A 16,501-nucleotide genomic window follows, 5' to 3' on the forward strand; every position below is an offset into this window, starting at 1 on the left:
CAGGCCCGTACCCGTGAAGCACTGGAGGCGGCTATCCAAACCGCGGTTGAGTGGATTTCCAGCAAGGATGCCAAAGCCTGGTTCAACCATTGTGGTTATCATGTACATCGTTCATGAATCCGCTATAAAAAGGGGCTAAGAGCCTTGCATTAGGATGCTTTTTGGCATGGTGCGGAAGTGTTCGAGAAACGGTGGTTTCAAGACGAGGAAGCGAATGATTACTTTGCATTATCCATCAGTATGACTCGCTGAGAATGTACTTAAACAAAGTAACCATAGAGAACATTCGGGCACTTAAGCGCTTCGAGATGTCATTCCCTGACCAACCTGCTGGCTGGCATGTTATTATTGGTGACAACGGCGCTGGCAAATCTACTTTGATTCGCGCGCTATCGCTGGGAATGATCGGTCCCACTGAGGTACGTGCCGCCCATCCAAACTTCGCGGAGTGGCTACATAAAGACACAAAAAAGGGCTATGTAGAACTGTTTATCGATAGGGATATCAGGTTTGATTCTATCAAGGGGCGAAGCAAAGCCAAGCAAATAAGAGCAAAGGTTATCATCCAAACTGCTCGTCCATTAGGAGGGATATTGGGTGGGCCTGCAATAGTAGAAGCGGTAGCCGATGAGCAAAATAGGCCGGACCCTACTATGCATCTTTGGGGTGCTACAACAAAAGGGTGGTTCTCTGCCGGCTTTGGGCCTTTTAGAAGATTTACTGGGGGGGACGCTGAGCATGATAAAGTCTACCTGTCTTCACCTCGTTGCGGGGGGCACTTATCGGTATTCGGTGAGGATGTTGCTTTAACTGAGGCACTTCGTTGGCTGCAGGAAATTGACTATCAGCAATTAAAAACAAGAGAGAAAAAGGTCAGGCAGGACACTAGTCATCTTAACCTGACAGATGAAAACAATCTACCAAGCGGCCTGGAAAGCGCTGTTCTTGAAGAAGTTGAACAGCTATGGGATATCGCTGATAGGTTGAGAAAGAATAGCCTTTTTCAAGAAGCGGAATCATTGTTGCGCCGGGCCCTGGCAATAACTGAGAAAATGAATGGTCCCGACCACCCTTTGGTAGCGACCAGCCTTAATAATTTAGGTCTTCTGCTACGCGACACCAACCGGCTGGCCGAGGCCGAGCCACTCCTGCGCCGGGCCCTGGCCATTGCTGAAGCCAGCTACGGCCCCGACCACCCCGCCGTGGCGATCAGACTAAATAATTTAGGTCTACTGTGCCGCGATACCAACCGGCTGGCCGAGGCCGAGCCACTCATGCGCCGGGCCCTGGCCATCGACGAAGCCAGCTACGGACCCGATCATCCCGCCGTGGCGACCAGTCTGAACAATCTGGCAATGCTGCTGCAGGAAACCAACCGGCTGGCCGAGGCCGAGCAGCTCATCCGCCGGGCCCTGGCCATCGACGAAGCCAGCTACGGACCCGATCATCCCGCCGTGGCGACTGTATTGATCAATCTGGCAATGCTGCTGCAGGAAACCGAACGGCTGGCTGAGGCTGAGCCGCTCATCCGCCGGGCCCTGGCCATCGACGAAGCCAGCTACGGACCCGATCATCCCGAGGTCGCTGTTGATCTAAGCAATTTGGCGCTTTTGCTCAAAGACACCAACCGGCTGGCTGAGGCCGAGCCGCTCCTGCGCCGGGCCCTGGCCATTGCTGAAGCCAGCTACGGCCCCGACCACCCCGCCGTGGCGACTAACCTTAATAATTTGGCCTCGGTACTCAAAGACACCAACCGACTGGTCGAGGCCGAGCAACTCATGCGTCGGGCCCTGGCCATTGCTGAAGCCAGCTACGGCCCCGACCACACCACCGTCGCTACCAATCTTAACAATCTGGCACTGCTGCTCTTAGATACTAAGCGACTAACTGATGCCGAGCAGTTTCTGCGCCGGGCCTTGGCCATCGACGAAGCCAGCTACGGGCCCAACCACCCCGCCGTGGCGACCAGTCTGAACAATCTGGCAATGCTGCTCCGCGACACCAACCGGCTGGCTGAGGCCGAGCCGCTCATGCGCCGGGCCCTAGCTATTGTTGAGGCCGGTTATGGGCCGAACCATCCTGACGTTGCATTAAGTCTCAGCAATTTGGCGCTCTTGCTCCGCGACACCAACCGGCTGGCCGATGCTGAGCCGCTCATGCGCCGGGCCCTAGCTATTGATGCATCTATTTATGACCTTGATCACCCAAGTCTGGTAAACAGCCTAAATAGTTTGGCTTCTCTACTAGAAGTAACCAACCAGTCAGATGAAATCAAGAAGTTATTCGAACAATTTGCTTTGAAGCGAAAGCCTAAGCAAAATATTTCAAGTACTAGAATTGAGCCGAGCGAAACAGTGAAGTTACCTCTTGACGATAATGAATGGCTTGCTCAAAGGCTTCGCTCTTTCATTAATGAAAGCAAGTTGCTGCCAGCAGGAGCTGAGTTCAAAGGTATGTCAACAGAAGGACCTATTTTCCGTGATGGAAATGGCCATGCAGTCACAGTAACACAACTGTCAGATGGATTTAGATCTATTCTGAGCTTGGCGTTCGAGCTTATTCGCCAACTTATCAGAGTCTATGGATTAGCTTCTGTTTTTCCGGTTAATGGTAAACATGCTGTTATTGAGCTTCCAGGAGTAGTACTAATAGATGAAGTAGATACTCATCTACATCCCACATGGCAAACACGAATTGGTCAGTGGTTCACCAATTGCTTTCCTAAAATTCAATTCATTGTTACTACACATAGTCCGCTTGTTTGTCGTGCTGTTACCGAAAAGTCAGGTAGTATATGGCGTTTGCCTACTCCAGGACAGGGCCAACAAGTTGAAGAGGTAATAGGAATTGAACGGGACCGCTTGCGACTAGGCAGCGTCTTAGATGCTTACGGAACAGGTTTATTCGGTGGAGAAGAGGTAGAGCAACCCTCCGAAGCTATAGAGCTACTTGCTGAAAGAAAACGACTGAGTGCTAGAGAATTAGCAGGCAAAGCAACGTCATCAGAATTATCACGTCTTCGCGAATTGCGTCAACTATTCCTCTCTATCGATGCTGAAATTGAAATCTGACTTACTAAGTGCTGTCACATTTCGACACTTAGCTAATAAGCAAGCTGCTATTGACAGCCTTATAGTCAGTAAACGAGCAGATCGTGCACAAACTTTATGGGACGGTAAGAAAGGTAGTAAAAGCGGAGAAGCAGCGTTTTTAGAAATACACACTATTTTATGTGAAATGTGTGTAAGTACTGAAATCTGCAATTATTGCGAGCAAAATGAAGCTAGCGACGTCGAGCATATATACCCGAAGACGTTCTTCCCAGAGCGAACATTTTTATGGGATAATTATTTGTTGGCATGTAAGACCTGTAACACCCGGCATAAGCTTGATCAGTTCGCAGTATTTGCGCCATCAGGTTCTTCTACTGCTGTAGAAATGGAGCGAGGTAAACAGCCTCCATCTGACGATGCTGCTTTTATAAACCCTCGAATAGATGACCCATTAAAGTATATACAACTTCAACTGACGGATAGTACCTTGCACTTAGCTATTCATCCTGCTCTCACCGATCCACGCGATATAGCTAAGGCCTACTATACGTTGAAAATATTACAAATAGGCACCCGAAAAGCAGTTGTAGAAGCCCGCAAAGCTGCTTTGAAGTTTTTTCAACACCGATTAAAACGGTACCAGAGTTTATTAGGAGCTAAGACGTATGACGACTTAGAAGAAATAGTCGAAGATCCAGATTTGGTTGACAGAACCCTGGGCTTTGAAGTGGAACGACAGCGTATGAAGGAAGCTACTAAGGCAAGTATTCTGAATTACGCTCACCCTACGGTCTGGCGTGAAATGCAATTGCAACACCAGTCTCTCAGAAAGATTAAGCAGTTGTTTGAAGACATGCCTGAGGCATTGCTCTGGTCGTAGCAGTTTAATTTCTTAGGGCCAGAAAGGTACACCTTTCGGCCCCCCACCACTTCGCCGGCGCCGAGCTACAGGGTCGCGCCAAAATAGGGGTTCAGAAAGTGGGGCCAGCTTCGTTTAGCGGTCTAGCTTTGTGAACCCCTCTTTCTGACCTGTATGGAACGCAACTATGGTTACGCCCGGGTATCGGCCGAAGACCAGAACCTCGCCACCCAACTCGACGCGCTGCAGCGCGCCGGCGTCGACCAGATCTTCGCCGAGAAAATCACCGGCTCCAGCACCACGCGCCCCGAGCTCGACAAGCTGCTGCAGCTGCTACGCCCAGGCGACACCGTCACGGTGAGCCGCTTCTTCCGCCTCGGCCGCAACTTGGCCCACCTGATCCAGCTGCTCGACGACTTCAACGCCCAGGGCATTCGCTTCGTGGCCCTCGACTTGGGAGTGGACAGCACCACGCCGGCCGGCAAGATGATCCTGACCGTCTTCAGCGGCCTGGCTCAGTACATCAAGGAGGAGACAAACGAAAAAACGGCCCATGGGCGCGCACTGGCCAAAGCCAATGGCACGCACATGGGCCGCCGTCCTGGTGTTGATCCGAAGCAGCTTGCGAAGGTAGAAACAGCGCTGAAGGCCAACATGTCGCCCTCGCAGATCGTGCAGGTTACCGGGCTGAGCGAGTCAACGGTAAAGCGCTACCGGAAGCTATTGGAGGCTCTCCCGGCGAAGCATGATCATTAAGAGGCCAGCCGCAGCGAGATCAGCGGGAATAACATTAGCTGACATGCGGGCCTGGCTTTCGAGCGTCTTGATATGTTCCTTGGTGATGGGAAAGGCGCCGGCACCTACGACGACCAGGTTAAAACCGCTCGTTGCGGCCGCGTCTTTGGTAGGGGTGATAAACACATCAAACGGAGTAGGATGGTCGACTTGCATTTGGCTGTGACAGTGGTTAGTGAATCCGTAAAGCTACCCGCAAAAAGGGTTTTAAATACAGGGCGTGCTTAGCGTCAAGCCGTAAAAAAGCCCCACAACAACCTGTTGCGGGGCTTTTTCTTTGTTGCGACTACTGTTTTTCGACTTGAAACCGGTAGAAGCGAAACTTCTGGGTGGTGCTTACTGGAATCACAAATTCCTCACCGGCTTCAAGAAATTTCACGGAATAAGTGTTGCCGTTAGCAGTGATGGTGTGCTCCTCTTTCGAGCCCTTTTTGAAGGTGTACTGTTGGTCAGCTGGGGGTGTGGGCGTCATCACGACGTGACCTACCTGGATGCCGGGGCCCTTTGAAATAGGACCGACCTGCGTATTGGTGGCAACAATCAATGTGACTTCTTCATCATTATAGGCGCCAAACCGTTGAAGCGTAATTCCTTCGACTTCAATAGTCGGAGCACCAAATGGACTGACTGAAAATTTAATTTCGGGCATTGTGCAGAGGTGATTATGAGGGTGAAAAAGCTGTTACGAAGCTATTGAAAGAGATTTAGCTCACCATCATCATAGGATAGTTTTCATCCTGCTCATCGAGCATCCGGATGGCGTCGCGCTTCATATCGTCGTCGACGTGCACGTACTTCATCGTCGTGGTAATCTTCGAGTGGTCCATGAGCTTCTGCAGTACTTCGACTTTGCCGCCGCGACGGATGAACTCGGTGCCGAAGGTTTCGCGGCCAACGTGGTGGTGCATCCTCGTGGTGATGCCCAGCTCGGCGCCAATTTTCTTCAGGATACGGTTGGAGGCCTGGTCGGTGTAGTTGTAGAAGCCCTCGACGCCGTTCTCGATGCGCGAGTCTTCCAGGTAGCGAATGGCCTTGCGCGTGAGCGGCAGCATCATATCGCGCATTTTATCCTCGTAGGTCTTCTGGATCTTGAATACCATTTCCGCCCCGTCGAAACGGGCGTGCTGGATGGCCTTCAGGTCGCCCAGGCGCAGGCTGCTGTTGCAGCTGAACAGGAACTTCTGCAGCACGCGTCGGCGACTGGTGCCCGGCTTGAGGGTGCGGTAGTGCTCCTCGAGCGCGCGGAACTCCGCCGTGCGCAGCGGCTTCCACTGGCCCGGCGCTGATTTGTTGTCGAAGTCCTCGTACGGGTCTTCAAACTTGATTTTCTCCTTGCGGGCGAATTCCAGGTAAGTCTTAACATCCTTGTGCCGGCCCCAGATGGTGTTGATGGACTTAATGCGCCGGCGCAGAAACTCGTGGTAGTCGTCGATGAGCTTCGGGCTGAGCAGGAAGAAGGGCAGCCGAGGCCGGAAGGCCCGCAGCGCGTTGAGGGTGCTGGTGTGGTTCTTCCGGGTGTTTTCGCTGATGCCGTGCCGGTGGCCCTTGCCCTTGCGGAACCGGTACTCGATCTTCTTCTCCATGTAGTCGAGGAAGTCGTTGCGGCTGGCCTCGGTGTTGTAGGCCAGCAGGAAGGTTTCGGCGTTCAGCCCGCTCTCATCGAGGCGGTAGCTGATGAATATCTCGTTGGCCTTGGCCCGGCCGATAACCAGGTTGATGTCGCTGGCCTGCTTCTCCAGCGCCGCCTTGGAGCCACCGGCCCAGGCCGTGACCACGGCCAGCACTTTTTTATAGTCTGCCTTTCGCTGCGCCACCGGCAGCTCCGTCAGGCAGACGCCCTGCGCTTCGTCGAACAGCGCGGGATGCCAAAAAACATCGAGGCCGATGGGCACCACTTTCCGGTCGAGAATTACCTGCAGGCGGATCAGGCAGGTGCCGTCCTTCCGGGCCGGCTGCCGCAACACAATCTTGGCGGAAAATTTCATGGGTAAACAGTGGGTAAACGCCGAAACGCCAAAAGGCGAGAAACGACCCCGCTGCAGATGCAACAGAGGCCGTTTCTCGCCTTTTTTAGCCCTATTTAGGCTAAAGAGTACCCAGAGCCGGGATAAATCCAGTCGTGTTAATGCCCTTTATGTCAAAAGGTTAAAGTGTTAATTTTGAGTGGTGGGGGCAGAATTGGGACCATTTTCCATCAAGTGCCGGCGTATCTCTCCCTTATCGAAGCCTAGCGCCTCAATTACCTCCCAAAGCCGTTCTACTGTCACGTCAGGCGCGCTGGGAATGTAGCTCGATACGTAGCCGCGTACCCGCCACAGCTCTACGATGTCTCGGGTTTCCATGCCGTAGGGCAGGCGGTGCGGATTGTCGGAGTGTAACGTTACCTCGGTATCTGTGCTGCGCACCCGCGTCTTAATCCGTTTAAGCATCACCGACTCCGGCGTAACGACTACGTACACCTCTCCCGGCTCCACGAACCGTAGCTCATCGACGCGGCTGCACACTACCACGTCGCGGTGATTAATGGTCGGCTCCATTGAGTCGCCGGCCACCTCAAACGCCCGGTACTCGCCCCGCTCAAAGCCAGGCAGCCGGTAGTTGTCAAGGTGCTGGAAGTACACAGCTTCGTTATGCTGCAGCGAGTAGCCCGCCTGAGCAGGAATCGGCACGAACACCGTGTTTTCCTTGCCCTTGTCGTCTACCGTCACTACGACCACCTTGTCCCCGCGCACTTGCTGCATCAGCACCGACGCAGCCGCATCCGTTGCGCCGCCCCGCAGCATCGGGCCTTTGCCCAACACTAGCCAGTCGGCCGACACTTCCGGCCATTGTTCCAGAATATCCGTGAGCGTACCGAAGGACGGAGCCGAGCCTTGCAGAATCCCGTACAGCTTGCTCGTGGCAGCATAACCAAGCTGCTTGGTCATGCTGTTGGCGTTCAAGCTGAAGTGGGCCATCATTTCCTGTAGCCTGGAAACCACTGCCGGCACCTTCGCGGGCTGTTGCTCAGAGTCCTTCATTTTTGTGTACGCATTTCTGTAAAAGTTACAGAAATATGTTTGTATGTTTGATGTAAACGGGGCAGCTTTGCTCCGCTAATATACAGTAAACTTGCAACAAACATGAAAGAAAAGGAGAAAGAAATTACACCACTCCGACAACTGTTGGAAAAGCTAGGGCAAAGAAGCTCCATCGTGCAGGCCACGCTTACTCGCTTGCACGAACGGGGTGTTAAAGCCAGCATGTCGCTGGTGTACAAGACAATCAATGGGGAGGTGCAGCGTCACGACATAGCAGAAACGTTCATCGAGGTAGCCGAACAGGAGCTGGCCCGCCGCCGCCAGCTGGAGGATCGTGCCCGTCAACTTATTGCTGAAGCCTGATGCAAGCCGCCGTGATTCTCAGCGCGGCCGAGTACCAGCACCTCACCGCACGCCTTGAAAAGCTGGAGCAGGCCGAAGCCGCCCGCCGCACCCCACCACCACCGCCCGACCAGGTGATGACCACAGCCCAGGCTGCCGCCTACATTGGCCTGTCCGTGGATGCCCTGTTGCGGGCCCGCCGCGCCGGCCGCCTGCCCGGCGTCCGCCTCAACGAACGGGACTGGGGCTTCATGCGCTCGGCCCTCGATGCGTACCCGCGCCGTTTCCGTCGCCCCACCGTGCCCGCCCAAGCCGCATGAGCCGCACCGTCGTTTCTCTGTTCGACCACTCTGGCCGCTTTACCGCGCCCTGGGCTGCCGCCGGCTATACCTGTTACTGCGTCGATACCCAACACCCGCCCGGCGAAACGTGGCAGGGCAACGTGTGCCTGATCGGCGACGTGCGCCGCTTCGTCCCCCGGCCCGGCCCGGTTGCCTTCGTAGCCGCTTTCCCGCCCTGTACCGACCTAAGCAACGCCGGCGCCCACCTGTTCAAGGTGAAAGGCCTGCGCCGCCTGGCCGCCGCCCTGGACCTGGTGGGCGCGGCGGCCGACTTCTGCGAGCGGGTAGGGGCGCCCTACTTCATCGAGAACCCCCGCGGCCAGCTCCGCCACTATTGGCGCGAGCCGGACTACCAGTTCGATCCGTGCGAGTACGCCGGCTGGCTGCCGGCCGAGGTGCAGGACCAGAAGGCCAACACCAAGCGCACCTGCCTGTGGACCGGCCACGGCTTCCAGATGCCCGAAAAGCGCCCGGTGTTTCCGGTGCTGGGCTCGATGGTCGATAAAGTGCCCGGCTCGAAGAACCGCGCCAATCTGCGCAGCCTCACGCCCCGCGGTTTCTCGGCGGCCGTGTTCCACACTCATCATGCCGACCTCTGATGCACTGGCCGCGTGAACTACATCCTCCATACCCGCGCCGCCCACGAGCTGCTGACGCGCCAGCCGGCCGCCACGCCCCACCACGTCAGCCTGTATTGGGCCTTGTTCTACCAGTGGAACGCCGAGCGGTTTCCCGCCGCCATCGACCTCGACCCCCAAAGCACGATGCAGGCCGCCCGCATCGGCAACAAGAGCACCTACACCGAAAAGCTGTACGACCTCGAAGCTTGGGGCCTGCTGCGTTACCAACCGAGCAATTCCAAGCACCAGCCCAGCCGTTGTTTTCTAGCTGTTCTACCAAGTGCAGAAGTGCAACAAGTAGACCAGTCCACCGGGTGCAAAAGTGTACCAGGTGAAACGGCCCCACCGGGTGCAGAAATGCACCCGGTAAACCACGCTACCGGTACCACTTCTGTACCAACTGAACCGGGGCCACCGGGTGCAAAAGTGCAACAACACTCTTTATTAGGTAAAACAGAAGATGGTATAAACTACCAGAGCCTAAACAGGGGCAGCGGCACCGAAAAAAAAATAGGGGTAAGGTCGCTAAGGGAAGGGCATTCAGTGATGGAATTGCTCGACAACACCGCCACCCTCAACAGTGCACAGCCGGCCCCAGGCGAAGCCCCAAAAAGAAAGTTGCGCCAAAGAAAAAGGGGGTAGGCAAGCACGCCGAATCCATCCGTGCCGCTGCTACAGCTCAGGCCGTTGGCCCCGGTCCCACCCCACGCCGACGCCCAGCGCAACGCCCCGAAGTGTCCTTCGACCAGTCTGAGTTAGCCCGCTACGAGGACTTTGCCGCCGCCTTTGAGGGCACCGACTACGCCCTAGCCGACCTACGCTTCTACCACGCCAAAATCAGCGCCTGGCGTCAAAAGGGCGAGCCGCCCCGACGCCGCGACTGGCGCGCTACTGCCATTCAATTCTTTCTCAACGATGCTCACGATAACCGCCTCAAACTGGCCCCCGGCGTCAGCCCCCACCAGCCCGGCCGCCCCGGCCCCGCCGACCCCGCCGACCCCGCCGACCCCGCCGACCCCGGAACACGCCCTGCTGCAACTGGCTACCGCTCCCGCTACGATTCGTGAGTTGGCCAACACCCCCAGCCCCGCCGCCCGCGAGTGGCTGGCCGAACTGTCCCTGGGCCTCACGCCCAAGGCCGCTACACAAGCACCTAAGTTGTTCCAGCTGCAGAGGCGCTTCCAGCAGCAGTACGGCCCCGCCGGCAACATGGTCCTGGTAAAGCTGCTGGTCATCGTTCTGCGTGCCTTTGTCGACTCGCTCCGCGTACCCGACAAGCCCGACGCAGCCGACATCATGGAGCTAGCCGACACCGTGGCCCAGACCTACACCCACGACAGCCTAAAGGACATCATTCTGGCCCTGAAGGAGGCGCGCACCCACGGCACCAAGTTCTACCAGTCGCTCGACGTGGCCGCCATCTACAAGATGCTTCGCGACTACTTCGACCGCAAGGCCCGCCACCTGGAGAACCAGCACCTGGACCGGAAAGCCGCCTGTCTCAGCAACACCCACCAAGCCTTGACCCAGCTTCAGCAAGCTACCCCGCACCTCGTGGCCGGCATCGGCCGCCAAATTCCCGATGACCACCCCAATGCCGACCACCTGCGCCAACGCCTGAGCCTCATCAACCAGAAGCAGAAACGCGGCTTGCTGTCAGCCGACAAAGCCGAGCAGCTGCGCGCCGAAACGCAAGCGGCTACTCAGCGCAACGCTCGCTTCGATTGGCAACCCAACGAGGCCGCTCAGAAATCCATCGAACACCGCCACCGGCAGGCCATGCGCCGCTTCTCCGACCGCCACGGCATCGATCCTAGCCATATATAGCATATGTCCTTGATACCGCACCCACAAGTCCGTTCCTTGCAATGGTGCACATTGCTTCGACTTTTTTGAAAGAAAAGGCTTTCAGTATCTTCGTGGATTAGCCATTGTCGAATCCTTGTTGCTTACTTTACTACCGGTATGGTTCGTCTCTTTTTTAACGGTGCTCAATACCACATAACTTAGATTTTCCCATGGCCAGAGGCCTAGCATACGAACCGCAAAACGCGCTCAACGCCATTTGCCCTTATTTTACCATGTTTCCCTTGGAGTACCCAATGCGGGTACTGCAGAAGCATAAAGCAGCTAAAGCCAAAGTGGTGGATCCATTTTGCGGCCGCGGCACTACGTTATTTGCTGCTCGTTCCTTGCGCCTGGCTTCCGTAGGCGTGGACGCCTCTCCTGTAGCAGTAGCCATTGCGCAGGCCAAATTGTGCCAAATTGAGCAAGCATCAATTCTTGATTTGGCTCGCTCGTTTATAGATGCCATTATTCCGTCAGATATTCCTAATTCAGACTTCTTTACAGGTGCATACCATCCAGAAGTCCTGCGAAAAATCTGTGCTATTCGAGAAGGGCTGCTAACACTCGAAAAGCATACAGAGGCATCTATTATGCTTCGTGCAGCAATGTTAGGTTGCCTACACGGGCCTATGAGCAAAAAGCCGGAGAATCAGGCTTACTTCTCTAATCAGATGCCGCGAACCTTCTCGTCGAAACCGGAATACTCCGTTAAGTTTTGGCAACAGAAGCAATTGACAGCGCCCAATTTGGATGTTATAGCCGTTCTGCAGCGCAAGCTGGAGCGTATTCCGTCAAGTCCTCTACCGGCTAGTGTTAGTTTTAATGATGTTTGTTTGGGAGATGCCCGTTCGCCCGACAGCATCACCAAAGATGCTCTGGATTTCTCAGTAGTGGTAACCTCACCACCCTACTACGGCATGAGGACCTATGTGGAAGACCAATGGTTGCGAAACTGGTTCGTGGGTGGCCCAGACCACGTTACTTACGGCAATGCCAATCAGCTCCAACACACCGGTAAAGCCGTTTTCGCCGAATCGTTGGGGCAGGTTTGGGCCAACATGGCCCGTTCCACAGCCGATAGCTTACATATGTATGTTCGCTTCGGCATCATTCCATCTGCCAAAACGGATGCCCGGGAGTTGATGCTTAACTCCTTGGAAGCCTCCACCATTCCGTGGCGCGTTGTTTCGGTGCGCAATGCCCAAACAGCCCACTCCGGTAAACGTCAAGCCGCTCAGATGGCCGCTGCTTCAACTGCGGCCGTCGAGTACGATTTTCACTTGGTTCGTCAATAATTTAGATATCCGCCCAGTGCCTTCTTTCCCGCCCGCCAAAATAGGCAAGTCTACCTTGTCTATGTACCTGCGTACAAACTGCGACCGTGAGCTATTCTTTTCATTATTTAAGTCCAACAGCCACGCAGTATTAGAGGCCGCCGGTATTCCGGTGCCACTTAGTGCCCGCCCAAACATTCAGTTGGTAACAGCGGCCGGCGTAGAGTTTGAGGACCACGAGTACAACATGTTGGTCAACATGTTTGGTACTCCAACCGTGCAAGCCAAAAAGAAGGCCGACGGAAAGTTCGATGAGATAGACTTGGGACGCGCATTACGTGCGGTGCCGACTCCGGGCTTGTGCTTGCAGCCTGCCATCGAGCCTGAAGATTTCCGTTCACGGCTGCTCGAGCAGAACCTGGGGCTTACCCCAACGCAAGTGCTTCATTTTCCGGCTCTGCAGGGAATGCGACCTGATATTGTGCTGGTGCGGCTCAATACTGGTCTGTTATGGGAAGTCATGCCCATGGGCAAACGCCGACGCCTACCCGCCACGGAGTCGCGCCTTGCCTTGAGTGTGGTGGATGTAAAAAACACTGCTGAGGGTAACAAGAGCTACGCCGCTGAAGTGGTTTTGTACAGCATTGTGCTGGCCAACTGGTTAGAGGAAAATGGCTTACAGAACGACTACTTCGTGTCCGACGAGTGCTTTCTATGGACACACCAGGAAAAGCCGGCCCTCGACGCGTTGCTGGCCAGCCATGCTGGCGTTACTACCGAGCAAAAGTTTCAGGTTATTCTAGACACGCTTGAAAAAGTCGAGTTTTCGGTTGTTGCACCCAGTGTCGTCCGCTTCCTGAAGCAGGATGTGCTACGGGTTCTTAATCAGGCTGCGGCACATGGCTGGACAACAATTGATTACCACGTCTGTGGCTTGTGTAGTAACTGCGACTGGCTTGGTTATGAACGTTGGCTTACCGGTGATGATAGAACCAAGTTGCAAGCACATCCCGACTGGTATTGCAAGCCCGCCGCTTTGTCGTCCGACCACCTGAGCCAATTGCCACAACTCAGTAAAGGCGCCCGTCAGGTGCTCGAAGCCGACGGCACTTGCGACTTGTCGGGATTGTGTGCCATCGACGCCGATGAGCCGGTGTTGCGAGAACATTCCTTTCTCAAACGTGTACGCCGTTTTGTGGCCCGGCGGGCCCAGGCCATCAAAACAGGTGTCACCGACACCGACGCCGATGCGGTGTTGGCTGGCCTTGCAAGGTGGATTGACCTGCAAATTTTCATTGTCATCAACTTCGATGCGGCTGCAGGCTGCCTAACTGGTATTGCCTTTCGGTACGTGCATTTCGTGCAGCAGCCCGATGGCGAATGGCTGGTCACTCACGACCAGTTTGAATCCACTGTTGAAAACAACAACCGGCAGAGTGAATGGCACACGCTGCACTCATTTCTGGATAAGTTTCAACAGGTATTCAAAGACGTAAAGCAGGTTCGGGAGAATAATGGAAAAACGGGCGAGGACATAAAGCCCAAAACCCAAATTCATTTTTGGGAACCTCGGCAGTTTGAGGAGTTATGCGCTGCGGTAGGCCGGCACTTACCCATCATTTTAGGCCAGCCCGGGCGGAGCCTGCTTCCGGCCATAGCCCGGCTTTTTCCGCCCGATGAGTTACTGCCCCGCGACAGCGCCATCTCGCCCTACATCGTCTTCGTCGGGGAGTTGGCGCAGCGCGTAGTGTTTGGTCCCGAAGCCCACGCATTTACGTTGTGGGCCACCTATGAGGCCTATCACAAGCCCGGCTATGACATGCGGATGGATAACTACTTCCAAGACCCTTTCGGCAACGGCATTCCCCGCGAGCGGATTTACGAGGTCTGGAAGAATCAGGGTACGATTCGCAGCGGCAACGAGCTGAAAACAAAATCCAAAGCCTCTGCCGATTACGCCAGCGCCCTTGCCAAGCAGGTACGGGCCCTGAGTGAAATTACCGACCGGTTGCGCACAGAGTTTCGTCCCCGCTTGCAGGGCGACGCTATCCGCCTTAGCCTCACAAATCCTACTGGGCCCAGGGGTGTAGCCTTTGACTCTAAGGTCTGGATGCAGTGGGCTGAAATCAGCGCTAAAACTGCCCGTCTGGAGCGGGAGGCTGAATTCGTATTGCCTGCTGAAGCATTAGAAGCCAGCTACAAGGCCTTGGTGCTGATGGATCAGATAGCGCAGCATTCGTCTACTGAATTCCGCTACCGGGTCAGCCCCGATTCCCGCGAAACCAAGCTGGACGACAACGGCGAGTATTTCGTATTGGGTAATGCGCAACGGCCCGGCTTGCCCTTGGAAACACCTTACAGCTTAGGCCTGCCCTTGCCTCCGGCCGACGACCCTGCTCGACGGTTCTATTTTCTCAGTATTGCCCAACTCATCCGGGTGCGTCTGCGCCTAAACCGCGAAACGCTTGAAGCCGGAATTGAGCTATTGCCGCGCAACCCGAACTCAACCGAGCAGGCCACGATACTGGGCGAGTTGTTGGCCCAAAGCAAATTACCGGTAGACGGTCAGCTGTTCCTGATGGACGGGCTGCCCTACAGCCAGGAGGACGAGATATGCGAGATTCTGCGTGCAGTAGGCAATCCAGCTTGCGCCGCGCCCGACCCAGCCGCCAGCGTTACACTCGGTACAACTCCATCCCGTTCCACCGGCACGCCCAGCGCCCTTACTCCGCTGGCTGAAATTCTCTGGCAGGCCAATGCGCTGGTCACCACCAACCCGCCACGTAGTGCTGTACAGGCAGCCGCGTTAGCCGCGCGAGCCACACACTACTCCGGTCTGCGCAACGCCAGCTACGCACTCGACCCCAGTCAGCAGCAGGCCATCGAAGCCGTGGCGCAGCAGCGTCTGTCGTTGGTGTGGGGGCCACCCGGCACGGGCAAAACGTCTACGCTGGTAGCTTACTTGCTTGCTGTCATCGAGGAAGCCAACCGTAGCCACCGACCCCGTAACATTCTGCTGACCGGTCCCAACTACCGCGCCGTGGAAGTGCTGGCCCACAAGCTGCTGAAGGAGCTGAACCACCTGCCCGCGTTGCCAGCCGACCTGTTCGTGGTCTATTCGCGCAGCCGGCCCGTTACCCCCTTGCCCGAGCCAGGCGCCGCGCACCTGACGGCGGCCGCCGTACGCCTGACCGACCCCGCGACTGATCCTGAATTACGGCTGTCCTTCTTCGGGCCCGACGTTTCCATTTTTGCCACCAGCGCCCACAACGCCCGCAAGCTGGCCCACGTCCTTACCAACGGCAACGACAGTCTGCCGGAAGCTTTCGACTTGCTTATCCTAGACGAAAGCTCCCAGGTACCGCTCGAACTGGCTTTCATGCCCTTGGCCACGCTCAAACCGGCCGCAGAGGTACTCATTGCGGGCGACCCGAAGCAAATGCCCCCCATCCACGCGCTCGACCCGCCCGCCGGCGCCGAGCACCTGGTAGGCAGCATTCACAACTACCTGCTCGACCGTTTCAACCTCGTGCAGCAGCCGCTGCTGGTGAATTACCGTTCCTGCGAAGCCATCGTGGACTACGCCCGCACCCTGGGCTACCCGCAAGACCTTCGCGCCAGCCAGTCCGATTTGTGCCTGCATTTGCGGCAGCCCCTCGGTGCCATCACGCTACCTGCTTCGCTGTCGGCCAGCACTGACCTGCGCCCGGCTTTGGAGGCGGTGCTTGCGTCCGACCGTGCCGTTACAGCTCTGCTCTACCACGATACGCGCTCCTCACAGGCCAACCGATCCGAAGCCCAGCAAGTTGCTACGCTGGCTTACCTGTTGCGTCATGCAGCGGCGGCGCAATTAGCGCCGCAGGCTGCCGGGTTCACATTTACTGAGTTTACTGACGAAGATTTCTTCAAATACGGCATTGGTGTCGTCACTCCGCATAAAGCCCAACGCGCCTTAGTGCTAGCCCAGCTCCGGCAGCTGTTCCCCGGCGTTGCCTACGAGGTATTACAAGGCGCTGTCGATACCGTCGAACGGTTTCAGGGAGGGGAGAGGCACACCATCATCGTGTCGTACGGCGTAGGTGACGTAGATGTAATTCAAGGCGAGGAAGAGTTTCTGATGCAGATGGAACGTACCAACGTAGCGGTATCCCGTGCTATGGCCAAATGCATACTCCTTATGCCCTACACCTTGGCTTATCACCTGCCAGCCGATAGTAAGGTCTCGCAGAGTGCCGGTGCGCTTAAATCGTACTTGGAGGAGTTCTGCGCTAACCGTCAAGTCTTCACTCTGTCTGCCGGGGGCGAAGTAGAGGCCCGCTGGAAGTAATCTAATTAATTGAGCAGCCGTA

Annotated in this window: 15 protein-coding genes; 11 read left to right on the forward strand and 4 right to left on the reverse strand. The window is 55.9% G+C overall.

Annotation, left to right across the window (positions count from 1 at the left end; all coding sequences use genetic code 11):
* Positions 1 to 254 precede the first annotated feature (254 nt).
* The 3 genes from B0919_RS23895 (at position 255) to B0919_RS23905 (ending at position 4,668) form a co-directional block, all read left to right on the forward strand.
* Positions 255 to 3,071: a tetratricopeptide repeat protein gene (locus B0919_RS23895; protein WP_078014831.1), complete on the forward strand. Its 2,817-nt coding sequence runs from the start codon at positions 255 to 257 to the stop codon at positions 3,069 to 3,071.
* A complete protein-coding gene (locus tag B0919_RS24970; protein ID WP_139362362.1) occupies positions 3,052 to 3,933 on the forward strand; it encodes a hypothetical protein in 882 nt (293 codons plus the stop codon). The genes B0919_RS23895 and B0919_RS24970 overlap by 20 nt, the downstream gene beginning before the upstream one ends.
* A 153-nt stretch (positions 3,934 to 4,086) precedes the next feature.
* A complete protein-coding gene (locus tag B0919_RS23905) occupies positions 4,087 to 4,668 on the forward strand; it encodes a recombinase family protein (RefSeq protein ID WP_078014833.1) in 582 nt (193 codons plus the stop codon).
* Here B0919_RS23905 and B0919_RS25460 read toward each other — a convergent pair.
* The 4 genes from B0919_RS25460 to B0919_RS23920 form a co-directional block, all read right to left on the reverse strand.
* Positions 4,633 to 4,863, reverse strand: a complete 231-nt coding sequence (locus tag B0919_RS25460; protein ID WP_176133204.1) for a hypothetical protein — start codon at positions 4,861 to 4,863, stop codon at positions 4,633 to 4,635. The two genes, B0919_RS23905 and B0919_RS25460, sit on opposite strands and share 36 nt — an antisense overlap.
* 130 nt (positions 4,864 to 4,993) lie before the next feature.
* Positions 4,994 to 5,356 (reverse strand): hypothetical protein, encoded by a 363-nt coding sequence (locus tag B0919_RS24975; protein WP_139362363.1) that lies wholly within the window; start codon positions 5,354 to 5,356, stop codon positions 4,994 to 4,996.
* Between the two features lie 55 nt (positions 5,357 to 5,411).
* Positions 5,412 to 6,692 (reverse strand): tyrosine-type recombinase/integrase, encoded by a 1,281-nt coding sequence (locus B0919_RS23915; RefSeq protein ID WP_078014835.1) that lies wholly within the window; start codon positions 6,690 to 6,692, stop codon positions 5,412 to 5,414.
* Positions 6,693 to 6,860: 168 nt separating this feature from the next.
* The gene (locus tag B0919_RS23920) at positions 6,861 to 7,727 is read right to left on the reverse strand and encodes a helix-turn-helix transcriptional regulator (protein WP_078014836.1); all 867 of its coding nucleotides are present in this window, start codon (positions 7,725 to 7,727) and stop codon (positions 6,861 to 6,863) included.
* A 102-nt stretch (positions 7,728 to 7,829) separates the two neighbouring features.
* On the opposite strand from B0919_RS23920, the gene B0919_RS23925 reads away from it, so the two are divergent.
* The 8 genes from B0919_RS23925 (at position 7,830) to B0919_RS23950 (ending at position 16,479) form a co-directional block, all read left to right on the forward strand.
* Positions 7,830 to 8,090, forward strand: a complete 261-nt coding sequence (locus tag B0919_RS23925; RefSeq protein WP_078014837.1) for a hypothetical protein — start codon at positions 7,830 to 7,832, stop codon at positions 8,088 to 8,090.
* Entirely contained in the window at positions 8,090 to 8,389 is a 300-nt protein-coding gene (locus tag B0919_RS23930; RefSeq protein WP_078014838.1) for a helix-turn-helix domain-containing protein, read from the forward strand. Before B0919_RS23925 ends, B0919_RS23930 begins: the two co-directional genes overlap by 1 nt.
* Positions 8,386 to 9,009 carry a hypothetical protein gene (locus B0919_RS23935; protein ID WP_078014839.1) on the forward strand — a complete coding sequence of 208 codons (624 nt, stop codon included), beginning with the start codon at positions 8,386 to 8,388 and terminating at the stop codon, positions 9,007 to 9,009. The genes B0919_RS23930 and B0919_RS23935 overlap by 4 nt, the downstream gene beginning before the upstream one ends.
* Before the next feature lie 12 nt (positions 9,010 to 9,021).
* Positions 9,022 to 9,672 (forward strand): hypothetical protein, encoded by a 651-nt coding sequence (locus tag B0919_RS24980; RefSeq protein WP_139362364.1) that lies wholly within the window; start codon positions 9,022 to 9,024, stop codon positions 9,670 to 9,672.
* A gap of 92 nt (positions 9,673 to 9,764) precedes the next feature.
* On the forward strand, positions 9,765 to 10,097 hold the full coding sequence (locus B0919_RS24985; protein WP_139362365.1) for a hypothetical protein: 333 nt from the start codon (positions 9,765 to 9,767) through the stop codon (positions 10,095 to 10,097).
* A gap of 1 nt (position 10,098) precedes the next feature.
* Positions 10,099 to 10,857 carry a hypothetical protein gene (locus B0919_RS23940; protein WP_254846663.1) on the forward strand — a complete coding sequence of 253 codons (759 nt, stop codon included), beginning with the start codon at positions 10,099 to 10,101 and terminating at the stop codon, positions 10,855 to 10,857.
* Positions 10,858 to 11,048: 191 nt separating this feature from the next.
* Positions 11,049 to 12,173, forward strand: coding sequence for a DNA methyltransferase (locus B0919_RS23945; RefSeq protein WP_078014840.1), 1,125 nt, complete (start codon positions 11,049 to 11,051; stop codon positions 12,171 to 12,173).
* On the forward strand, positions 12,076 to 16,479 hold the full coding sequence (locus B0919_RS23950; protein ID WP_078014841.1) for a DEAD/DEAH box helicase: 4,404 nt from the start codon (positions 12,076 to 12,078) through the stop codon (positions 16,477 to 16,479). The genes B0919_RS23945 and B0919_RS23950 overlap by 98 nt, the downstream gene beginning before the upstream one ends.
* Positions 16,480 to 16,501 lie beyond the last annotated feature (22 nt).

This window comes from Hymenobacter sp. CRA2 (assembly GCF_002007105.1).
In the GTDB taxonomy this organism is placed as follows: domain Bacteria; phylum Bacteroidota; class Bacteroidia; order Cytophagales; family Hymenobacteraceae; genus Solirubrum.

Bases quoted from the DNA above. Each gene is read 5' to 3' on its own strand.
- B0919_RS24970 (WP_139362362.1), top strand. From the start codon at position 3,052: ATGCTGAAATTGAAATCTGACTTACTAAGTGCTGTCACATTTCGACAC.
- B0919_RS23950 (WP_078014841.1), top strand. From the start codon at position 12,076: ATGCCCAAACAGCCCACTCCGGTAAACGTCAAGCCGCTCAGATGGCCG.
- B0919_RS25460 (WP_176133204.1), bottom strand. From the start codon at position 4,863: ATGCAAGTCGACCATCCTACTCCGTTTGATGTGTTTATCACCCCTACC.
- B0919_RS23945 (WP_078014840.1), top strand. From the start codon at position 11,049: ATGGCCAGAGGCCTAGCATACGAACCGCAAAACGCGCTCAACGCCATT.
- B0919_RS23925 (WP_078014837.1), top strand. From the start codon at position 7,830: ATGAAAGAAAAGGAGAAAGAAATTACACCACTCCGACAACTGTTGGAA.
- B0919_RS23935 (WP_078014839.1), top strand. From the start codon at position 8,386: ATGAGCCGCACCGTCGTTTCTCTGTTCGACCACTCTGGCCGCTTTACC.
- B0919_RS23920 (WP_078014836.1), bottom strand. From the start codon at position 7,727: ATGAAGGACTCTGAGCAACAGCCCGCGAAGGTGCCGGCAGTGGTTTCC.
- B0919_RS23895 (WP_078014831.1), top strand. From the start codon at position 255: ATGTACTTAAACAAAGTAACCATAGAGAACATTCGGGCACTTAAGCGC.
- B0919_RS23930 (WP_078014838.1), top strand. From the start codon at position 8,090: ATGCAAGCCGCCGTGATTCTCAGCGCGGCCGAGTACCAGCACCTCACC.
- B0919_RS23915 (WP_078014835.1), bottom strand. From the start codon at position 6,692: ATGAAATTTTCCGCCAAGATTGTGTTGCGGCAGCCGGCCCGGAAGGAC.
- B0919_RS24975 (WP_139362363.1), bottom strand. From the start codon at position 5,356: ATGCCCGAAATTAAATTTTCAGTCAGTCCATTTGGTGCTCCGACTATT.
- B0919_RS23905 (WP_078014833.1), top strand. From the start codon at position 4,087: ATGGAACGCAACTATGGTTACGCCCGGGTATCGGCCGAAGACCAGAAC.